The sequence below is a fragment of the Streptomyces sp. NBC_00414 genome (genome assembly GCF_036038375.1).
Taxonomy (GTDB): Bacteria; Actinomycetota; Actinomycetes; order Streptomycetales; family Streptomycetaceae; genus Streptomyces.
In genome coordinates this window covers 10,248,545-10,263,788 of the sequence record NZ_CP107935.1, presented here as the reverse complement: position 1 = coordinate 10,263,788, position 15,244 = coordinate 10,248,545, and the positions used below count along the sequence as shown (strand labels likewise).

Sequence of the window (15,244 nt, the reverse complement as noted above, 5' to 3'; positions counted from 1 at the left end):
GGCTGGTTCCTCCTCCCCCGACAAGGTTGATCGACGGCGCGGCCCTTTGTCCGATGCGGGGTGGAGCCAGGTGTATGGCCGATCGGTAGCCACCCTGTGATCGTGATCTGGCTCTGCTTGCAGCCGGCCAGGAGACCGGTTTCTGGGTCACCGGCTGGTACCCGACCGCAGACGCCACCGAATCGCCTACCAGCGACTCCGTGTCACGCCTTTTGCGAATCGTGTCCGGGCTGGGTCCTGTTGCACCACAGGTGGGCGAAAGAGCCGGTCGTCCGGGACGCCGACGTGCACACCACCCGCTCCGGTTCGACCCCCACCTGCACGTGGCGCCGTGCCCCCGAACAGCTGGCCACCCGTCGCCAGTTGCGTGCGATGGGTCTGAGCCGCGGCCGTGGCAACGATCCCGTCGCCCAGATTGAATGCCGCGGCGGCAAGCGGGTCACCCCTCCTGTATCGGATCGACCTCGCCGTTCCCGAGCGGGTGCCGACGCTGGCGCAGGAAGCCGCCCTCGACAAGGCTATGGCTCGACGCCAGACGTGCCCGAAGTGCCCGAAGTGCCGTCGCCGCTACCACCGGTGCCTTCCGCTCCGGCGTCTCGGCTCATGCTTGGAGTGCTTCGACGGCACGCCTGCGGACCCCCGCGACCACACCCCCGCCACTCCACAGGGGGACACCGCCACCTAACCCTGTCACCGCTTGAGGCCAAGCCGCCATCGGCTGCCGAAGCAGGCGTCTCCTTTCCAGCCGGCCGTGACCCGCACATCTCAACATCAGCACCTGCGCGACTCTCTACGTCGTCACTTCCTCAACTTGTACGTCTGGTATAGGAAAAGCTTCCTATACCAGATCATCATTTTCTGCGGCAGCCTTCCATTCGACCGATTGAATCTCAGGGAGGCAACAATGAGGGAACTGGACATCAGAAAAGGGATCGTGCGTGCCAGCGCGATGATGGTGCTCGCTACGACTGCCACAGTCGGAATCTTGGCGGCTTCTCCTGCGTCTGCCGTCGAATTCTCTCCCAACGACTCCTTTGGTGCACAAAAGGAGGTCTCCGCAACCAGTAGCAACGTGACGGCGGCAGGTTGGGTAGACGTTGCGGCGTACTACTACTACCAGGACTGCATCAATGCCAGCGCCGCATTTCCGTCAGGATATGCGTACTGCCACTGGGTTGGTGGTACCGCTCCGTGGCATCTGGCCGTGTGGATCTCATGAGCCCACGCCACATCAACAGGAATCACCGCAAGGGATGAGGCCCCTATGCTCAACAGCACGCGAAAGCGCCAGGCGGCGGCCACCATTCTGCTCGCAGTCGCCGCAGTATTTCCCGCCACGGATGCATCCGCCGCAGCCCATCGATCCTCGATGCCCGAGCATTCCGTGCGTGACACCGAACTGACGTCCACCGTGTCTGCGGCGGAGTGGATTCGGTGGACTGCCTTCTTCAACCGCGAGACGTGCGAGGCGAACGGCAAGTACATGGTCGACAACGGATTCGCCGCCGCCTACCAGTGCGTCTACGAAGGGTGGCCCGTCTGGGCACTCTGGGTGTACCGCTGAGCGGTCAACCATCGGCCCAGCCTGCACCAGAATCCATATCCGGCCCGTCGGCCTCTGAACCGGCGGGCCGGTCTGCTGCTGCGGCCCGCCTGACAGTCACATATCGCCATACTTCCCTATACAGGCGGCACGGCGCAAATGACTTGGATACGTATTGCGACTGCTCACCAATCCGAGCTGCTGGGCCACCAGAACGGTGGTCAAGCGATCGTTTGTGTCGAGCTTGCGGTAAATTTTTTCGAGATGCCTGTTCACTGTATGTGGTGAAATGGCCAGCCTACGTGCGATCCCCGCAGCGGTCTGACCCTCGGCCAGGAGATTTAGTATGGAGAGCTCACGCAAGGTGATTCCGAACTCCTCCGCGCGCCCATGCAGACTTTTCGCTCCGCAATCTGTCCGAGAACTCTGCAATCTCCGTAAGTGGAGCAAATGGCGGTCGACGCCGACAAGCAGCCTTTGTATCTGCTGCGCGAATTCAAGTTCTTTCTGGTCGAAGTTTTTTCCCGCACGCCCGAGAATGAAACCTCGAATCGTTTCTGGGGAAGTGAACAGCGGTATCGTCATCTGCCGCGTGGTGCCATAAATCTCATACGCCTCCTGAAAAGGGTCGGAGCGGCGCCATGTGCGAAGATCAATGACATCTTCGACTGTGACGGGCTTCTTCTCCCCCTGTGACGCATAGACGAAAAGGGGATGCTTTTGCCGCATCCGCCGATGAACCAGATCCGAGAGCGGAGTGCCGCCGACCCACTGCGGGGCCCAAGCGTCTGCAGTGCCTGTCTGTATCCGATGATGCATCTCGACGAAGATCGTTGTCGAAGCGTGCAGCGACGAAATTATCTCCTCGCCCACGAGATGCCACATCGATTGAGGATCTTCACTTTCGAATAGAGCGACAGCGAGATCAAGTATTCTTTTATAATCCGCTGCAGGCAAAGGGGCCATGTCCCCAGAGTCTTGCGAGAACCGGCCTTCGTCCACCGGCTTCTCAGACACGCTTCTCAGACGCCCCTCAGTGCGAAATTTCGGCCAAGGCCGTAGTGATGTACGGCGTGGCCAGCACCGGCGCCGTTCCCGCCTCGTGCTGCAGAAGACCGTGGGCCGCGGCTCCGGTGGCCGGTCCCACAGCGACACCTTCAACGTCAACGACCGCGGCCGCTCCCGTATCCAGATCCACTCCGGCGGCGGACACAACCGTGCCACCACCGCTGAACCGACACCCCGGAGAACGCACCGGCCACCCGGGCGGCGATGTGCACGAGGACGACGGCACTCTTCCCATCTACGGCTACCTGAGGGTCTCGATACAAGCCTCGCAACCCACCGCCATAACTGCGCCCCTGAGCCTGCGCGCCGACGGCCAGATCGCCTGACGCATGGGCGGCCGCCTGATCTACGGCACACAGTAAGGAGCCGAAGCTGATGAATGCTCGGTTCCTTCGATACGGACGCCCCCGCCGAGAACACCCCTGTCAGGACAAAACGCCCCTTGGAGCCTCCCGTCACAGGCACTTCTGTGCCGCGTACGGGGTGGCCACATCCATGGTACCGGCGATACCATCGGTACCATGTCTCAGCCCAAAGCGATGAACCTACGTTTCCCCGATCCGGCTCAGCGCGCCGCGATCGAGGCCGCAGCACGGCAGGAGGGCGTCAGCCTGCAGGAATACATCCTGTCCGCTGCCTACGCCCGTGCCACCGCGGTAGAGAGGCACTTCCTCGACGCCTTCGGCGAGTCGATGGCCCGCAGTGGGGACGCCTTCGCCGAAGCGGCCGGCGTGGCCGACGCCGATGAGGAGCGGCGTGCCGCAGAGCTCGCCGCGCGGCATGATCTTGAGGAGCAGCAGGAGCGGGGTCACGCCGCGTGACGCAGCACGAGCCGCTTCATCCTCTTGATGTGACTTTCCTGCTGCATGCTGCCGAGTTGTTGCCTGGCGATCCGCAGGTGGACGATTACGGTCCTCTGTACGCGGCGGTCGCCCGGGTCAATGCCCGGGCCATGGAGCGTGACGTCTATGGGTCGCTGTATCTCAAGGCGGCGGCGCTGTTGCAGACGCTGGCGCGGCTGTCGTGTCTGGAGCACTCCAACGAGGCGTTCGCGTGGCACTGCGCGGAGGCGTATCTGGTGCTGAACGGGTGCCGTCTGGAGTATCCGCCGAAGGAGGCGGTCGCCCTGGTACGGGACGCGGCTTCCGGTCGGATGGGGGTTGGCCTGGTCGGGCGTCAGTTGCGTGCGTGGAGCGTTTCCTGACCCTGTGGGGGTCTTGGGTCTTCTCGGAGTTCGCTGGTCGATCGTCACCGAGCCGGTGGTGTAGAGGGGGAGCTGAGGTGGGGTGACCAGACTTTGGCAGGGCGGCCTTCAAGTCGGGTGGGTGCGTCAGGCGGGGTGTTCTGCCGCGGCCGGCCAGGCGCCCCGTTCCCCGAGGTAAAGCACGAGGGCCGCGATGTTCCAGGCGTCGTCCTCGCCTCGGTGGTGACGGCCTTCGAGCCGCCGCCCGGCGATCTCCAGGGCCCGCGCCATGCCGGGACGCTTCCGCAGACCGTATGCCTCGGTGAAGGCCGCCTTGGCGTTTGTATGACTGCGTCCGAAGGGGTAGGGCGTCCCCGTCGCCTGACACTGCTCTGTGAACTGGTGGCGGTCGTAGTCGCCCCAACTGGCCCACGGCCTCGCACTTGCACGGTGCTCGGCCGCCAGCAGCCGGCACGCCTCGGCGAAGGTAACCCCGTGCTCGACCTCGTGCTGAGCGAGACCGGTCAGTTCCGTGCAGAACTCGCTGACCATGGACCGGGCGGGCTTCACCAGGATCCGGTGCCGGGCGAGGCGCTCTCCGGCACGCAGGTCGACGACCGTCAGCCCGATCTCGATGATCTCGCTGACCTCGCCCGGCGGCTGGGAGCCAGCCCAGCAGGTTGCTTCGACATCCACGACGTTGACCAGGCATTCTGCCCGAGATCTGTCCATGGCAGGAAGCGTAGGGAGGCGCAGCGGCGGGCACACCCGGTTTTCGAGGCTGCAGAACGGCCCCAGGGGTGTAGGACATCCGGCCAAGGGCGCCGAAAGGCGCCGCCTGCCCGCCGCGTTCGCGTTCTGCGCCCGGCGATCGGCCCGGTGGCCGCTCCGGGCTCGTGGAGGAACTGGCGAATCGGATCGGCCTGTTCCTGCCCGATCTTGGGCCGGACGAGGCGGCCAGTGAGATCCGGCGGCCGGCACGTTCTTGGTCAGGCCGCCACGACTGGCTGCCAGTCTTTCTGCGGTTCCGACAGCCTGACAACAGATTTCAGTGACGCCCAAATCCTTGGACATCGATCTCGGAACTGTGCTCTGAACACTTCGCGTCGCCGGGCGCTGCCGGTTTCTCTTCGCGATGCGATCGGCGAGCACGACGTCGTACACTCCCCCGAGCTGCCGCCCCCGAACCGCGGTCGGGTCGTCAAGCGGTGGCCCCCGCTGTACGACCTTTGCCCTCGCCCGGGTGAGGAGAGGCCCAAGTCTGGGCGGGTCGCAGCCGAGCACCGCTAGCAAGAACTCACGTTCTCGACGATCTCAGTCACGGCTGCCGCCCTCCTGGCCTTCCCGCTCGCCGCTGCCCCCGTATCCGTCACGAGGCGCGCGCGGAGTTGCTGCCGCTGACCGACGCCGGCCAACTCCCGCCCACCGCAGCCGAATCCCTCGACGCATATCAGCCCACCGGTCTCCCGCCGACGTGCCTCACCACACCGAACTGCCATGGCCGAACCCACGGTCCGCGGGTCGGGAAATACGTACCGCCGGGGTCGGGGCACAGTGACATGCCTCAGCCGGGCACGGTGCCCGCAGGCGGTGCGTCGTGCGCCCGTCGAGGCTGCCCGGAACGGGGATGAGGTGGCCGATCCGGCACCGTGGCGCGGCCGGCGATGGCCGTGCTCGGGCTGGCGTGAACTGCTCGAACGCTTGGGAGCCGCTGCTGTACTGCGGAAGTGACAGACCAAAAGCAGGGACTTTCCCGCCTGGCTGGCCACCCACATCGGCCCTCTGACCGTCGGAAACGGCTAAGGGGGGTCTTTCTTAGTCGCACGAGACGCGTGTTGCCCGGCACCGCATCCCTGTGCAGAGCACATACGACACACGTGTGGAGTGTGCGGAGGAGCCCTGGCGGCTCGTGCCGAATGACACCGCGCCCCCCAAGGCACTCCTGCACCACCTACCGATGCTGATCCCCTGTCGGCCTCGGGAGACATACTCCAATCCGTCACAGCCTGAAAAGCCCTCGCATGTGGCCGCATCTGGGCCCGTGCCCGCTGGCGCCGCGAGCGGGGCGGGCACGAGCCCAAGTGGCGGCAAACAGTACGGGTGCCGCGAAGCAGCCGCGGTCAGCCCCGCACTCGCTGCCAGCGCCAGAACTGATCCGTCCACGGCCCGACTTCCTCCCACTGCAGGACGGCGTTCCCTTCCTGATAACTCTGGCGCGTGGCCACCGCCAGGCCGTCATTGCCCAATGGCACGATCACGAAGTCCGCCTGGGCGAGGTCCATGGAGACCAGACACCACAGCTGCCTCTCGCTCTTGCTGTCGCTCCTGCATGAGACGACGGCCGCCCCGTCCTCGGGAGCTTCCGCGATGAGGGCGAGATTCCGATCGAAAGCACCGGTGTCCTTGTTGTAGGCGACATCCCTGATGCGCAAGACGCGCTCCCCGTAACCGGGCTCGGGAATGAACTCCCACTGCGACTGCCTGTACGCCGTCGTGGCGGCATCCCGCCACACAACAGCCGGCACATCACCGTCGACCCACCCGTACGGAGTGATGTGCATACCCGTCACCGACTGAACGATCAGTTGCGGACCCTGGGGTATCGGCAGGCTGACCACATGCTTCCCTCTCGTCAGCAGGCAGCACCCCACCGCCCGGACTCAACAGCCGCATACGACCGTCGAGCCCCGCCCGAAGTGCCAACCTGACAGCAGAACGAACACGTCGCGCAGACGCTACGACCGCGAAAGCTTCAATGTCAGGGAAAACGAGCTATGCCAGATTTAAGCTGTTTTAGACCGTGTCCTGCATGGTCAGTTGTTCGCTGGACGAGCCATGGAGAACGGACGGTGGGGATGGATCGGGCCGGGCGGGCCATGGGAAATCACCAGGCCCTTGCTGCCGTCGGCACGGGTGCCACTGCAAGGCGGCGGGGTGGCCAACATCGATGACGAGGCGATGATTCGCTGCCATCATCCATGTCCTGGCCGACTGCTGTACCTGGCAGGCCCTGCCGCCCTGCTTGGGGCATGGAAGTCGACAGTGCACCGCTGGGCCTCATCTGGTCGCGAGCACGCATCGGCTGGGTCACACCCGACCGCCGGTCTGCCCACCCAGGCCCTGGTAGCCGCATCGGCGAGGATCTCGACCGCGGGTCCGTCGGCCAGGAGCGTGACCAGGCCTAACTGGCGGGCGTGGGTGATGTCCGCGCAGCTAGCGGAACGAGCCGGGCTGCACCACGTTCGAGGACATCACAGCGGATGGCATCTGTACGGGCCGGACAGCGCTCGACGAGACAGTCACGTTCGTCGGTGATCACTGGCAACACACACCCTCAGGTGACTCAGGAAGCGAACCGAGGCGACCGGAGGGATCGGTTGCCTTGTGTGACTGATGAGCCTCCGGAACGCGCGAAACAGTTATCGCGTGCTTGCTTGACACTCCGAAGGGCGGCTCATAAGGTCCGCGACAGCCCTCGAACAGTTGTCGATATATCGAACGGAAGCTCCGACGGACCACGGCGATACTAGGAGTTCTCTCGGCATGAAAAATCTCAGGGCATTGCCCTCAGTAGTGCTTCTCGCTTTAGTTTTCTCGGCTTGCGGACAGAACGACAACGAAGACGATGAGAACAACGCCAAGGGAGCCACCATCGGCGTCGCGATGCCGACGAAATCCTCCGAGCGATGGATAGCCGACGGCGCGAACGTCAAGAAGGAACTGGAGGCGAAAGGCTACAAGGTAAAACTGGTTTTCGGAGAGGACGACCCCGATCAGCAGGTTTCCCAGATCGAGAACTTGATCACACAAGGCGTCAAGGCACTGGTCATCGCAGCCATAGACAACAAATCGTTGAACAACGTGACCCAGCAGGCCGCCGACGCCGACATACCGGTCATCGCCTACGACCGACTCATCCTGGGCACCAAGAACGTGGACTACTACGCCTCCTTCGACAACGAAAAGGTGGGCGAGCTGCAAGGCGGATACATCGCCAAGAAGCTCGGCCTGAAAGATGGGTCCAAGAGGAAATTCAATATCGAGCTCTTCGCGGGTTCGAACGACGACAACAATACGCGATATTTCTTCAACGGTGCGATGAAGGTTCTGCAGCCCTACATCGACAAGAAACAGCTTGTCGTCCAGTCCGGCCAGACCGAGCTCAATCAGATCACCACTCTACGATGGGACGGTGCCACGGCACAGAAGCGCATGGAGGACGTTCTCACCTCGTCCTACAAGAACGGCAAGGTCGACGCAATACTCTCGCCCTACGACGGCATCTCCATCGGCATCATATCCGCGCTCAAGTCGGACGCCTACGGCACCAAGACAAAACCCTGGCCAGTCATCACGGGCCAGGACGCCGAACTCGCCTCAGTGAAGTCGATAATGGCGGGCGAGCAGACGGAGACTGTTTACAAAGACCTACGGAAACTTGCCAAAGTGACCGCCAACATGGTCGACGCGAAACTAAACAACAAAAAGCCGGAAACAAACGACACCAAGAGTTACAACAATCTGGTGAAGGTGGTACCCGCTTACCTGCTGCCGCCCGTCGATGTCGACAAGTCGAATTACGTGAAGGCGCTCATCGAGGATGGCTACTACACAGCGGATGAGCTGAAATAGCAGTGCGACCGGCGCCTCCAGGTCACCCGTGAGTTCACTGTGGCTGCGAGCCGGTTCGCCCTCGGCCATCTGGTGAGTTGATGAGGTCGTAGTCGAGGACCGGGACAGCTCTGCAGGCTTTTATCGCCAGATGGCCTCGCCTCCAGGGCCGCCAGTGCAGATGGCCGGGTCCCCGTGGTCGGCCGAGGGCTCGGAGTGAGCGAAGAAGCCTTCTGCAGAAGTGAGGTGGGGCGCGGGGTACAGGGTTGTGCAGGCCGGGGGGCGGGGCGGCTGTGCAGGTCTGAGCGGGCTTTGTTCCGCTTGGTATGGTCGCGTACGCAACGGGGCTGTAGTTTTTCTCGTGAAGATGGCTGAGACAGCCCGAAAATCGCCCGGCCGGTGTGCAGTGAGGCCGACAATGCTGCGCCGTGAACGAAGCACAGCCGCAACTCGACGAGTTGCCGTTCTCCTCGCTGAAGGCCGACGTGAGGATGGCCCGCGGTTCACGGACTGCGGCAGCAGCGACGCTCCAGTCGTCGGCGGACACTGATCGCCAGTGGACAGGCTGCCTCTTTTCCTGTGGGTGGGGCACCCAAGCGACGCCGGATGTCACGCAGACCCTGCCAATGTCGGGGCACTGGGCGTCGCCTCTTCGGGCATCCATCATGCCCCGGAGCTTCCTGACCTGGTACGGACGATACGTTTAATCTCCCGGAGTGAGCCTTTGGACATCCCTGGAACCCGCCTCCGCGACCGTGGACCCGGGTGGCAGTACGACTGTGCGGCTGCGTCTGCGCAACACCGGTGACGTGGTGGACGAGTACCGCTTCGAGGCGGTCGGTCCGCTGGCGCCCTGGACGAGAGTGGAGCCGCAGGCACTGCGGTTGTATCCGGGGACGACAGGTTCGGTGGACCTGACCTTCGCCCCACCGAGGACGCCGGACGCGACGGCAGGACCCAACCCGTACGCGGTGCGGATCACGCCGACCGAACACCCGGAGGCGACCACCGTCCCCGAGGGCAACCTCACCATCACCGCGTTCACGGAGGTGCGGGCGGAGCTGGTGCCGCCGACGGTGAAGGGGCGTTTCCGGGGCCGTCCGAAGCTGGCCGTGGACAACCTCGGCAATACAAAGCTGACGGCGTCGGTCAGCGGCAGCGACAACGGCGACCAGCTCTCGTACGACATCTACCCGTCGAACGTGCAGATCGAGCCCGGGCGGGCGGCGTTCGTCGAGGCAACGCTGAAGCCGAGGCAGATCAGCTGGTTCGGGTCGAAGGAGTCCCGGCCCTACACCCTCGCGGTCCAACGGTCCGGCGTGGACCCGTTGGACGTCGAAGGCACCTACATCCAGCGGAGTTTCCTGCCACGCTGGCTCGCCACCTTCCTCGGTGTCTTCATGGCCCTCGCGATCACCTTCGTGATGCTGTGGATCGCCTACAAGCCGCAAGTACGCAGCTCCGCCACGGAGAAGCTCCAGGAAGCCGGCATCAGTACCCTGCCTCCCTCCCCCACGCCGACCCCCGAAGTTCCGAAGGCCCCGTCCGTCGAGTCGGAGCCCGCCCAGCCCGCACCGGTGGCGTCCGACGGTGCTGGAGGAGGCGGGTCCGCCCCGTCGCCGACGACGAAAGAGGCGCCCAAGAGCGTGGTGCCCGCGAACAACGTCCTCCTGCGGAACACGGGCACGAAGAGGTGCGCCGACATCCCGGGCAATGGGAAGGGTGTGAAAGACGGCCGCGTTCAGCAGTTCACGTGCGATGAGAGCACCGACGGCAACCAGCTCTGGGACCTTGAGGTGCGTTACCCCGAGCTCGGCCCCGACGGCTCGCCCCTGTTCCAGATCCGCAACGTCAAGGACCAGTTGTGCATGGACCTGCCCGGCTCCGGGGCCCAGCCCATCCATGCGGCGATCTCCGAATCCGACTGCGCCGGCACGACCGACGACAACCAGCTGTGGTGGATCGACAAGCAGGACAGCGGCGCCTACTGGATCCGCAACTTCGCCAGCAAAGGCAAGTGCCTTGAGGTCGGCGGAAACAGGTCCAGCGCGGACAACACGCGCCTCCTGATCTTCTACTGCACCAATACCGACGACCAGGAGTGGCAGATCATCCAACCCGCGGCAGGCTGAGGCACGGCGCGGTCTGCGCGCCGCCGATAGGCTGGCCGGAACTGGAACTGCTCTCGCTCACCGGCGTTCGTCGTATCCGAGGAGCGCCTGGCCTCCCGGTCGATGCGTGTGCTTCGGCCGCGGGACTTCGAGGTCGACGACGGCAGCACCTTCCCGACCGTCGGCCACCTCGCCGCCCGTGCGAGCCTCGTCCCGGCGACCCGCTGCTCAGGCTCCTCAATCCGCGGCAAACAGCCCTCCCGGTGGGAAACAAGCAGCTCAAACGGACCTTCTTCCTACCTGCCATCTGTCCCAGGGCTTGGAGGCGGAATCGGACGAGACGGTCCCCGGGGTTGAGACCTGCAACGCTCTCCCTCCTGGCTGATCGTCGCTTCGATCAGGGGTGATCGGGCGTCGGAGCAGCGGTGTCGGCGACATATCGGCGCTGTCGGTGGGGTCCGACACCTTTCGAGAGGTCTTGCTGCGGGCGCCCATCCGCCTACGGGTTTCCGCTGTCCTCTCCTCACCCGAGTTCAAGGAGCGCACATGACGATCACTGTCCGACCGGGAAGCCCAGTGATGTTCACCGGTGATTCGATCACCGACTGCCAACGGCTGGCGAGCGAAGACGGCCTCGGGTTCGGCTACCCGCTGCGCGTCGCGGGCGAGTGGGGACTCCGACACCGGGACCGCCCCGTGACCTGGCTGAACACCGGCGTCGGCGGCCACAAGGTGATGGACCTCGAAGCCCGCCGGCAGACAGACGTACTCGACGCCCGCCCTGACGTGGTGTCAATCCTCGTTGGGGCCAACGACATGGGCTGGCACTCGTTGCACCCGAAGGGTTATGTGATTTCCGTGGAGGAGTTCGAAGCGGGGCATGACGTCAGCGCCCGTAGGTCGGCCCGCTCACACCCCTGACCAACGGGTGAGCCGACTGCGTCCCCGCAACACTGACGACCAGCGACCGCCCAGCACCCCGTGCCAGGTACCGGCCAAGGCCCGCTCCCGCGCAGCCAATTACAGTCGACAGGTCGCGCGATTCCAGCCGGCGGCCTTGTCGGCCGAGCAACGCACGACGCCTCGCCTCGGCCCTGACTGCTTCTCCTTTCCTCTACACCGCCCCGCGTTCACGAATGGCGTCGTTCGCGCCGCAGTCCCGTCCTGAAGGAACTCGGACGATCCGCCCAAGAACCGAAAGCGGCCGCGGCCAACTCCCCGTGCAGCTACAGGGTCACCATGCATGAAAAGGTCAAAAACCCACCTCTTACAAGTACATGCCCTACGCAACAACGATTGGACCAATTGCTGACTGGACCGGGGAATGAGCAGCACGGCAGTCCGCGCCCTCCAGAAGAACCTCAACTCCTGTCACGGATACAAGCTGACAACGGACGGGGTCTTCGGAACCCTCACCTTGTCGGCGCTCATCGCCGTTCAGAAGAAGGTGGGTGTCGCGACGGACGGCGACTACGGCCCCGACACGCAAAGCGCGATGAAGTGCGCACTACAGCGTGGAAACCGGGGCGCGGATCAGCTGCAACTGACATACGGCTGACCCACCACCCGGTAACCCACGAAAATGGCACCCGAACTGCGGTTGATTCATCGCCCCGAGGGAGCACGCACCAACGGCCCGCCGTCAGGTCAGAGCGGTCTCGTCGGCTCGCGGTTCGGCCGCCTTCTGGAAGCGGTGGAAGTGTGCGGTGCGTCTTCCCGCGCTGAGGAGAGGGGCGAAGAGGGCGAGTTCGAGATCGAGACCCTGATCGAGCGGGCCGTCGAGGCAGGCGTCCATCGCGCGCTTGGCGGCAGCCAGAGCGTCGGGCGGACCCGCTGTGTAGCGGCGTGCCAGGGTCCGAGCCGCTTCGATCAGGGCGCCTTCGGGGACAACTTGGTCGACCAGGCCGATCCGCTCGGCCTCGGCCGCGTCGACCTGGCGGCCGGAGAAGAGGATGTCCTTGGCCCGGGACAGACCGACCAGGCGGGGCAGGCGCTGGGTTCCGCCGGCGCCGGGAATCAGGCCGAGCGGGATCTCCGGCAGGCCGAAACGGGCGGTGGGGGTGCAGACGCGCACGTCGGCGGCGAGGGCGAGTTCGCAGCCGCCACCGAGCGCGTACCCCTCCACCGCGGCGATCACCGGGACGGGCAGGGCCGCGACCTCGCGCGTCAGCCGGCTGATGCGGGCCGCGTAGTCGGCCACTTCCGCCGGAGTCAGCGTGCCCATCTCCGCCACGTCCCCACCAGCGGAGAAGTGGCCGTTCGAACCGGTGAACAGCACCGCGCGCACGTCGGTTCGGCCGCGGAGCTCGCGCAGAGCGGCGTCCGCGCGCCGCTGCTGGGCGGCGTCGAACAGGTTGAGGGGCGGACGGTCCATGCATACCCGGGCCAGGCCGTCCTCGTAGCGGACGCAGACCGTCACAGCACGCCTCCGTCGACGCCGAGGACGTGGCCATTTACGTACGAGGCCGCCGGGCTGACCAGGAACACCGCCGCGTCCACCGCTTCCTGCGGGGAACCCTGCCGTCCGGCCAGCAGGCGTGGCCAGTAGATCTGCCGCAGCCGCTCGTCCGCCGCCACGGCCTCGCCCATGCCCACGCTCAGAATGCCGGGCGCCAGGCAGTTCACCCGGATCCGCCGGGAGGCGAACTCGACGGCGCAGCAGCGGGTGAACGCCTCGATCGCCGCCTTGGAGGCGATGTAGGCGCTGGCGCCGACCGCGGGATGCGAGGTCATCGCGGAGGACACGGTGAGGACGGTGCCGCCGACGCTGCGCTCCAGGTGAGGAAGGGCTGCTCGGACCGTGTGGAAGACACCGTCGACGTTGGTGCTCATCACCTCGCGCCAGTGTTCCGGGCTGAGGCGGCGCACGGTGTTGTTGCGGGTGATGCCCGCGTTGGCGACCACGATGTCGATCCCGCCGAACCGATCCGTGGTCTCGGCCATCAGCCGTTCCAGGGTCTGCGGCTCCCGTACGTCGCAGGGCACGTACGCGGCCCGGTCCGCGTACCGGTCGATGATCTCGCCGATGCCGTGATCCCCCCTCGCCCCGCACACCACGCGCGCCCCCGCTCGCAGGAACCCCTCGGCGAGTTGTCTGCCCAGCCCCGTCGTCCCGCCGGTGATGACCGCGGTCCGGCCGGCCAGCAACGCCGATGCCGGCCGCTCATGGGCCACCGCGGCCCCGAGCCTCTCGTCGGCCTCGGCTGTCCTGTCCGTCGGGCCTGCGGCCGGACAGCCGCCCGCCGTCTGCGCGATGACCGTCACCGGACCACGCCCCCTCACCTGTCGCTCAGTTACCGGAATCCGCGGCGATCGTTGCACCCGTCCCCGCCGAGCCCCGTATCGATCTCCTCCTGGGAGTGAACTTGACCGGCAATCCATCCGGTTGGCGTAATCACGGCTCGCTCGGAAGACGGGGCGGGCTCAATGATCCGCAAGTCCCCTGCGCGCTCGCTGCCACGCGAGCGGCAGACCCCGTACGGAGGTTCCCGAGTTGCGTGCCCGCCCCTTCCCCTACGAGATCGGCGGCGCCTGCGCCGAACTCGGCACCGTGATCGACATGGAGTCCTGGGCCCGGCGGGCACGCGTCCCCGACCGGCGCAGGCCCGGGGCGCACCTCACCGGGGCCACCGTCACTCGGTTGCTGGCCGTGGAGTCCAAAGCCTGGGATCCAGAGCGGTTCGCCGATCCGGAAACTGTCGCGCGGGTGGCCCGCGGCGCGCTGGAGAGTGCCCGTCTGGCCCCTGAGGAGGTGACCGCGGTCGTCCTCGTGACATGTACTCCGTACCAGGTCATGCTCGACCAGGACGCCTTCGCGGTGCTGCGCATCCTGGGAATCGCGGACCATGTCCCGCCCGTCCAACTCGGCGCGGGCTGTGCGGGCTTGGCACGGGCGGCGGCCGTCGTGTCGTCCACCCGCACAGAACGGGCCCTGGTCATCGCCTACAACGTCGCCAGCCGGGTCAGCACCGCAGCCGACGGCTCCCTGCTCCCCCATTACGCCGACAACACCCTGCACCCGTACGGCAAGAGCCTCTGGGCGTCGTCTGCCCTCTTCTCGGACGGCGTCGGCGCCCTGGTCCTGCGTCGGAACGTGGACGCCGAAGGAATGGTGCTCTACTCGCGCGACAGCCAGTCGTTCGGCGACGAGCCGGGGCTCACCGATCCCCTGATCCACTTCCCGGGCGGCGGCAGCCGGCACCCCGCGGGCTCCCCCGGCTCCTGTGAGCTGTCTGGCTACGGCATGAACTCACCCGAGATCCAGCGCTACTACAGCAGGGGCATGACCCTCAACCACGAGGCCCTGGAAGAGGTCCGTCCCGGCTACCTCAAAGAGGTGACCAGGCTCTACACCCATCAGGCCAACCCCCGGCTGGTCGACGCCTTCCGCGAGGAGATGGGCCTGCCCGCCGAGCGGGCGCCCTCGAACGTGCACACCGTCGGCAACACCGCGGCGGCCTCCACCATCGCCCTGCTGCACGCCGACCTCGTCGCCGGAACCATCGAGCGATCCGACGAGGTCTGTTTCTCCGTCGTCGGTTCCGGCCCCGAGCGCGGGGCGCTCATCACGCCGGTCCAGGTGCCCGCGCCACGGGCCTGAGATCATGCATGGCCGGCGAGACACGACCTGACGGATCGGACAGGAACTCGTCGCACCGCGCTGTGGCACAGCCGCCAACGCCCTTTCGCGTACTGGTCGACCATCGACAAGAACATCGGTCAGCGCGT

General features: G+C 65.7%; 15 protein-coding genes and 1 pseudogene. 11 read left to right on the top strand and 5 right to left on the bottom strand.

Going from position 1 to position 15,244, the window contains the following annotated elements:
* Positions 1-751: 751 nt before the first annotated feature.
* Positions 752-1,219, top strand: a complete 468-nt coding sequence (locus tag OHS59_RS43985) for a hypothetical protein (protein ID WP_328498948.1) — start codon at positions 752-754, stop codon at positions 1,217-1,219.
* Positions 1,220-1,264: 45 nt separating this feature from the next.
* Positions 1,265-1,564: a hypothetical protein gene (locus OHS59_RS43980; protein WP_328498947.1), complete on the top strand. Its 300-nt coding sequence runs from the start codon at positions 1,265-1,267 to the stop codon at positions 1,562-1,564.
* A 96-nt stretch (positions 1,565-1,660) separates the two neighbouring features.
* Here OHS59_RS43980 and OHS59_RS43975 read toward each other — a convergent pair whose 3' ends face one another.
* Positions 1,661-2,560, bottom strand: coding sequence for a response regulator transcription factor (locus OHS59_RS43975; RefSeq protein WP_328498946.1), 900 nt, complete (start codon positions 2,558-2,560; stop codon positions 1,661-1,663).
* 200 nt (positions 2,561-2,760) lie between these two features.
* On the opposite strand from OHS59_RS43975, the gene OHS59_RS43970 reads away from it, so the two are divergent.
* From OHS59_RS43970 to OHS59_RS43960, 3 genes are all read left to right on the top strand, one after another.
* Complete coding sequence (locus OHS59_RS43970) at positions 2,761-2,937, top strand: hypothetical protein (RefSeq protein ID WP_328498945.1); 177 nt, start codon at positions 2,761-2,763, stop codon at positions 2,935-2,937.
* Between the two features lie 195 nt (positions 2,938-3,132).
* Positions 3,133-3,432 (top strand): type II toxin -antitoxin system TacA 1-like antitoxin, encoded by a 300-nt coding sequence (locus tag OHS59_RS43965; protein WP_328498944.1) that lies wholly within the window; start codon positions 3,133-3,135, stop codon positions 3,430-3,432.
* Positions 3,429-3,815, top strand: coding sequence for a fic family toxin-antitoxin system, toxin component (locus OHS59_RS43960; RefSeq protein WP_328498943.1), 387 nt, complete (start codon positions 3,429-3,431; stop codon positions 3,813-3,815). The genes OHS59_RS43965 and OHS59_RS43960 overlap by 4 nt, the downstream gene beginning before the upstream one ends.
* 126 nt (positions 3,816-3,941) lie before the next feature.
* On the opposite strand, the gene OHS59_RS43955 is transcribed toward OHS59_RS43960, so the two are convergent.
* Both OHS59_RS43955 and OHS59_RS43950 read right to left on the bottom strand, forming a co-directional pair.
* Positions 3,942-4,526: a 3'-5' exonuclease gene (locus OHS59_RS43955; RefSeq protein WP_328498942.1), complete on the bottom strand. Its 585-nt coding sequence runs from the start codon at positions 4,524-4,526 to the stop codon at positions 3,942-3,944.
* A 1,388-nt stretch (positions 4,527-5,914) separates the two neighbouring features.
* Positions 5,915-6,412, bottom strand: a complete 498-nt coding sequence (locus tag OHS59_RS43950; protein WP_328498941.1) for a hypothetical protein — start codon at positions 6,410-6,412, stop codon at positions 5,915-5,917.
* A gap of 925 nt (positions 6,413-7,337) precedes the next feature.
* On the opposite strand from OHS59_RS43950, the gene chvE reads away from it, so the two are divergent.
* The 5 genes and pseudogenes from chvE (at position 7,338) to OHS59_RS43925 (ending at position 12,074) form a co-directional block, all read left to right on the top strand.
* Complete coding sequence (gene chvE / locus OHS59_RS43945; RefSeq protein WP_328498940.1) at positions 7,338-8,426, top strand: multiple monosaccharide ABC transporter substrate-binding protein; 1,089 nt, start codon at positions 7,338-7,340, stop codon at positions 8,424-8,426.
* 695 nt (positions 8,427-9,121) lie between these two features.
* Entirely contained in the window at positions 9,122-10,537 is a 1,416-nt protein-coding gene (locus tag OHS59_RS43940) for an RICIN domain-containing protein (protein ID WP_328498939.1), read from the top strand.
* A gap of 129 nt (positions 10,538-10,666) precedes the next feature.
* Positions 10,667-10,821 (top strand): annotated as a pseudogene (locus OHS59_RS43935) (transposase); the annotation flags it as partial.
* A 241-nt stretch (positions 10,822-11,062) separates the two neighbouring features.
* Positions 11,063-11,437, top strand: a complete 375-nt coding sequence (locus OHS59_RS43930; protein WP_328498938.1) for a GDSL-type esterase/lipase family protein — start codon at positions 11,063-11,065, stop codon at positions 11,435-11,437.
* Between the two features lie 403 nt (positions 11,438-11,840).
* Positions 11,841-12,074 carry a peptidoglycan-binding domain-containing protein gene (locus OHS59_RS43925; protein ID WP_328498937.1) on the top strand — a complete coding sequence of 78 codons (234 nt, stop codon included), beginning with the start codon at positions 11,841-11,843 and terminating at the stop codon, positions 12,072-12,074.
* Positions 12,075-12,158: 84 nt separating this feature from the next.
* Here OHS59_RS43925 and OHS59_RS43920 read toward each other — a convergent pair whose 3' ends face one another.
* Positions 12,159-12,935 carry an enoyl-CoA hydratase/isomerase family protein gene (locus OHS59_RS43920; RefSeq protein ID WP_328498936.1) on the bottom strand — a complete coding sequence of 259 codons (777 nt, stop codon included), beginning with the start codon at positions 12,933-12,935 and terminating at the stop codon, positions 12,159-12,161.
* Positions 12,932-13,780: an SDR family NAD(P)-dependent oxidoreductase gene (locus OHS59_RS43915; protein ID WP_328498935.1), complete on the bottom strand. Its 849-nt coding sequence runs from the start codon at positions 13,778-13,780 to the stop codon at positions 12,932-12,934. Before OHS59_RS43915 ends, OHS59_RS43920 begins: the two co-directional genes overlap by 4 nt.
* Positions 13,781-14,009: 229 nt before the next feature.
* Here OHS59_RS43915 and OHS59_RS43910 point away from each other — a divergent pair, with 229 nt between their 5' ends.
* Entirely contained in the window at positions 14,010-15,116 is a 1,107-nt protein-coding gene (locus tag OHS59_RS43910; protein ID WP_328498934.1) for a 3-oxoacyl-[acyl-carrier-protein] synthase III C-terminal domain-containing protein, read from the top strand.
* Positions 15,117-15,244 lie beyond the last annotated feature (128 nt).

Coding starts and splice junctions, on each gene's coding strand:
- OHS59_RS43925 (WP_328498937.1), top strand. CDS start 11,841: ATGAGCAGCACGGCAGTCCGCGCCCTCCAGAAGAACCTCAACTCCTGT.
- OHS59_RS43980 (WP_328498947.1), top strand. CDS start 1,265: ATGCTCAACAGCACGCGAAAGCGCCAGGCGGCGGCCACCATTCTGCTC.
- OHS59_RS43965 (WP_328498944.1), top strand. CDS start 3,133: ATGTCTCAGCCCAAAGCGATGAACCTACGTTTCCCCGATCCGGCTCAG.
- OHS59_RS43955 (WP_328498942.1), bottom strand. CDS start 4,526: ATGGACAGATCTCGGGCAGAATGCCTGGTCAACGTCGTGGATGTCGAA.
- chvE (WP_328498940.1), top strand. CDS start 7,338: ATGAAAAATCTCAGGGCATTGCCCTCAGTAGTGCTTCTCGCTTTAGTT.
- OHS59_RS43930 (WP_328498938.1), top strand. CDS start 11,063: ATGACGATCACTGTCCGACCGGGAAGCCCAGTGATGTTCACCGGTGAT.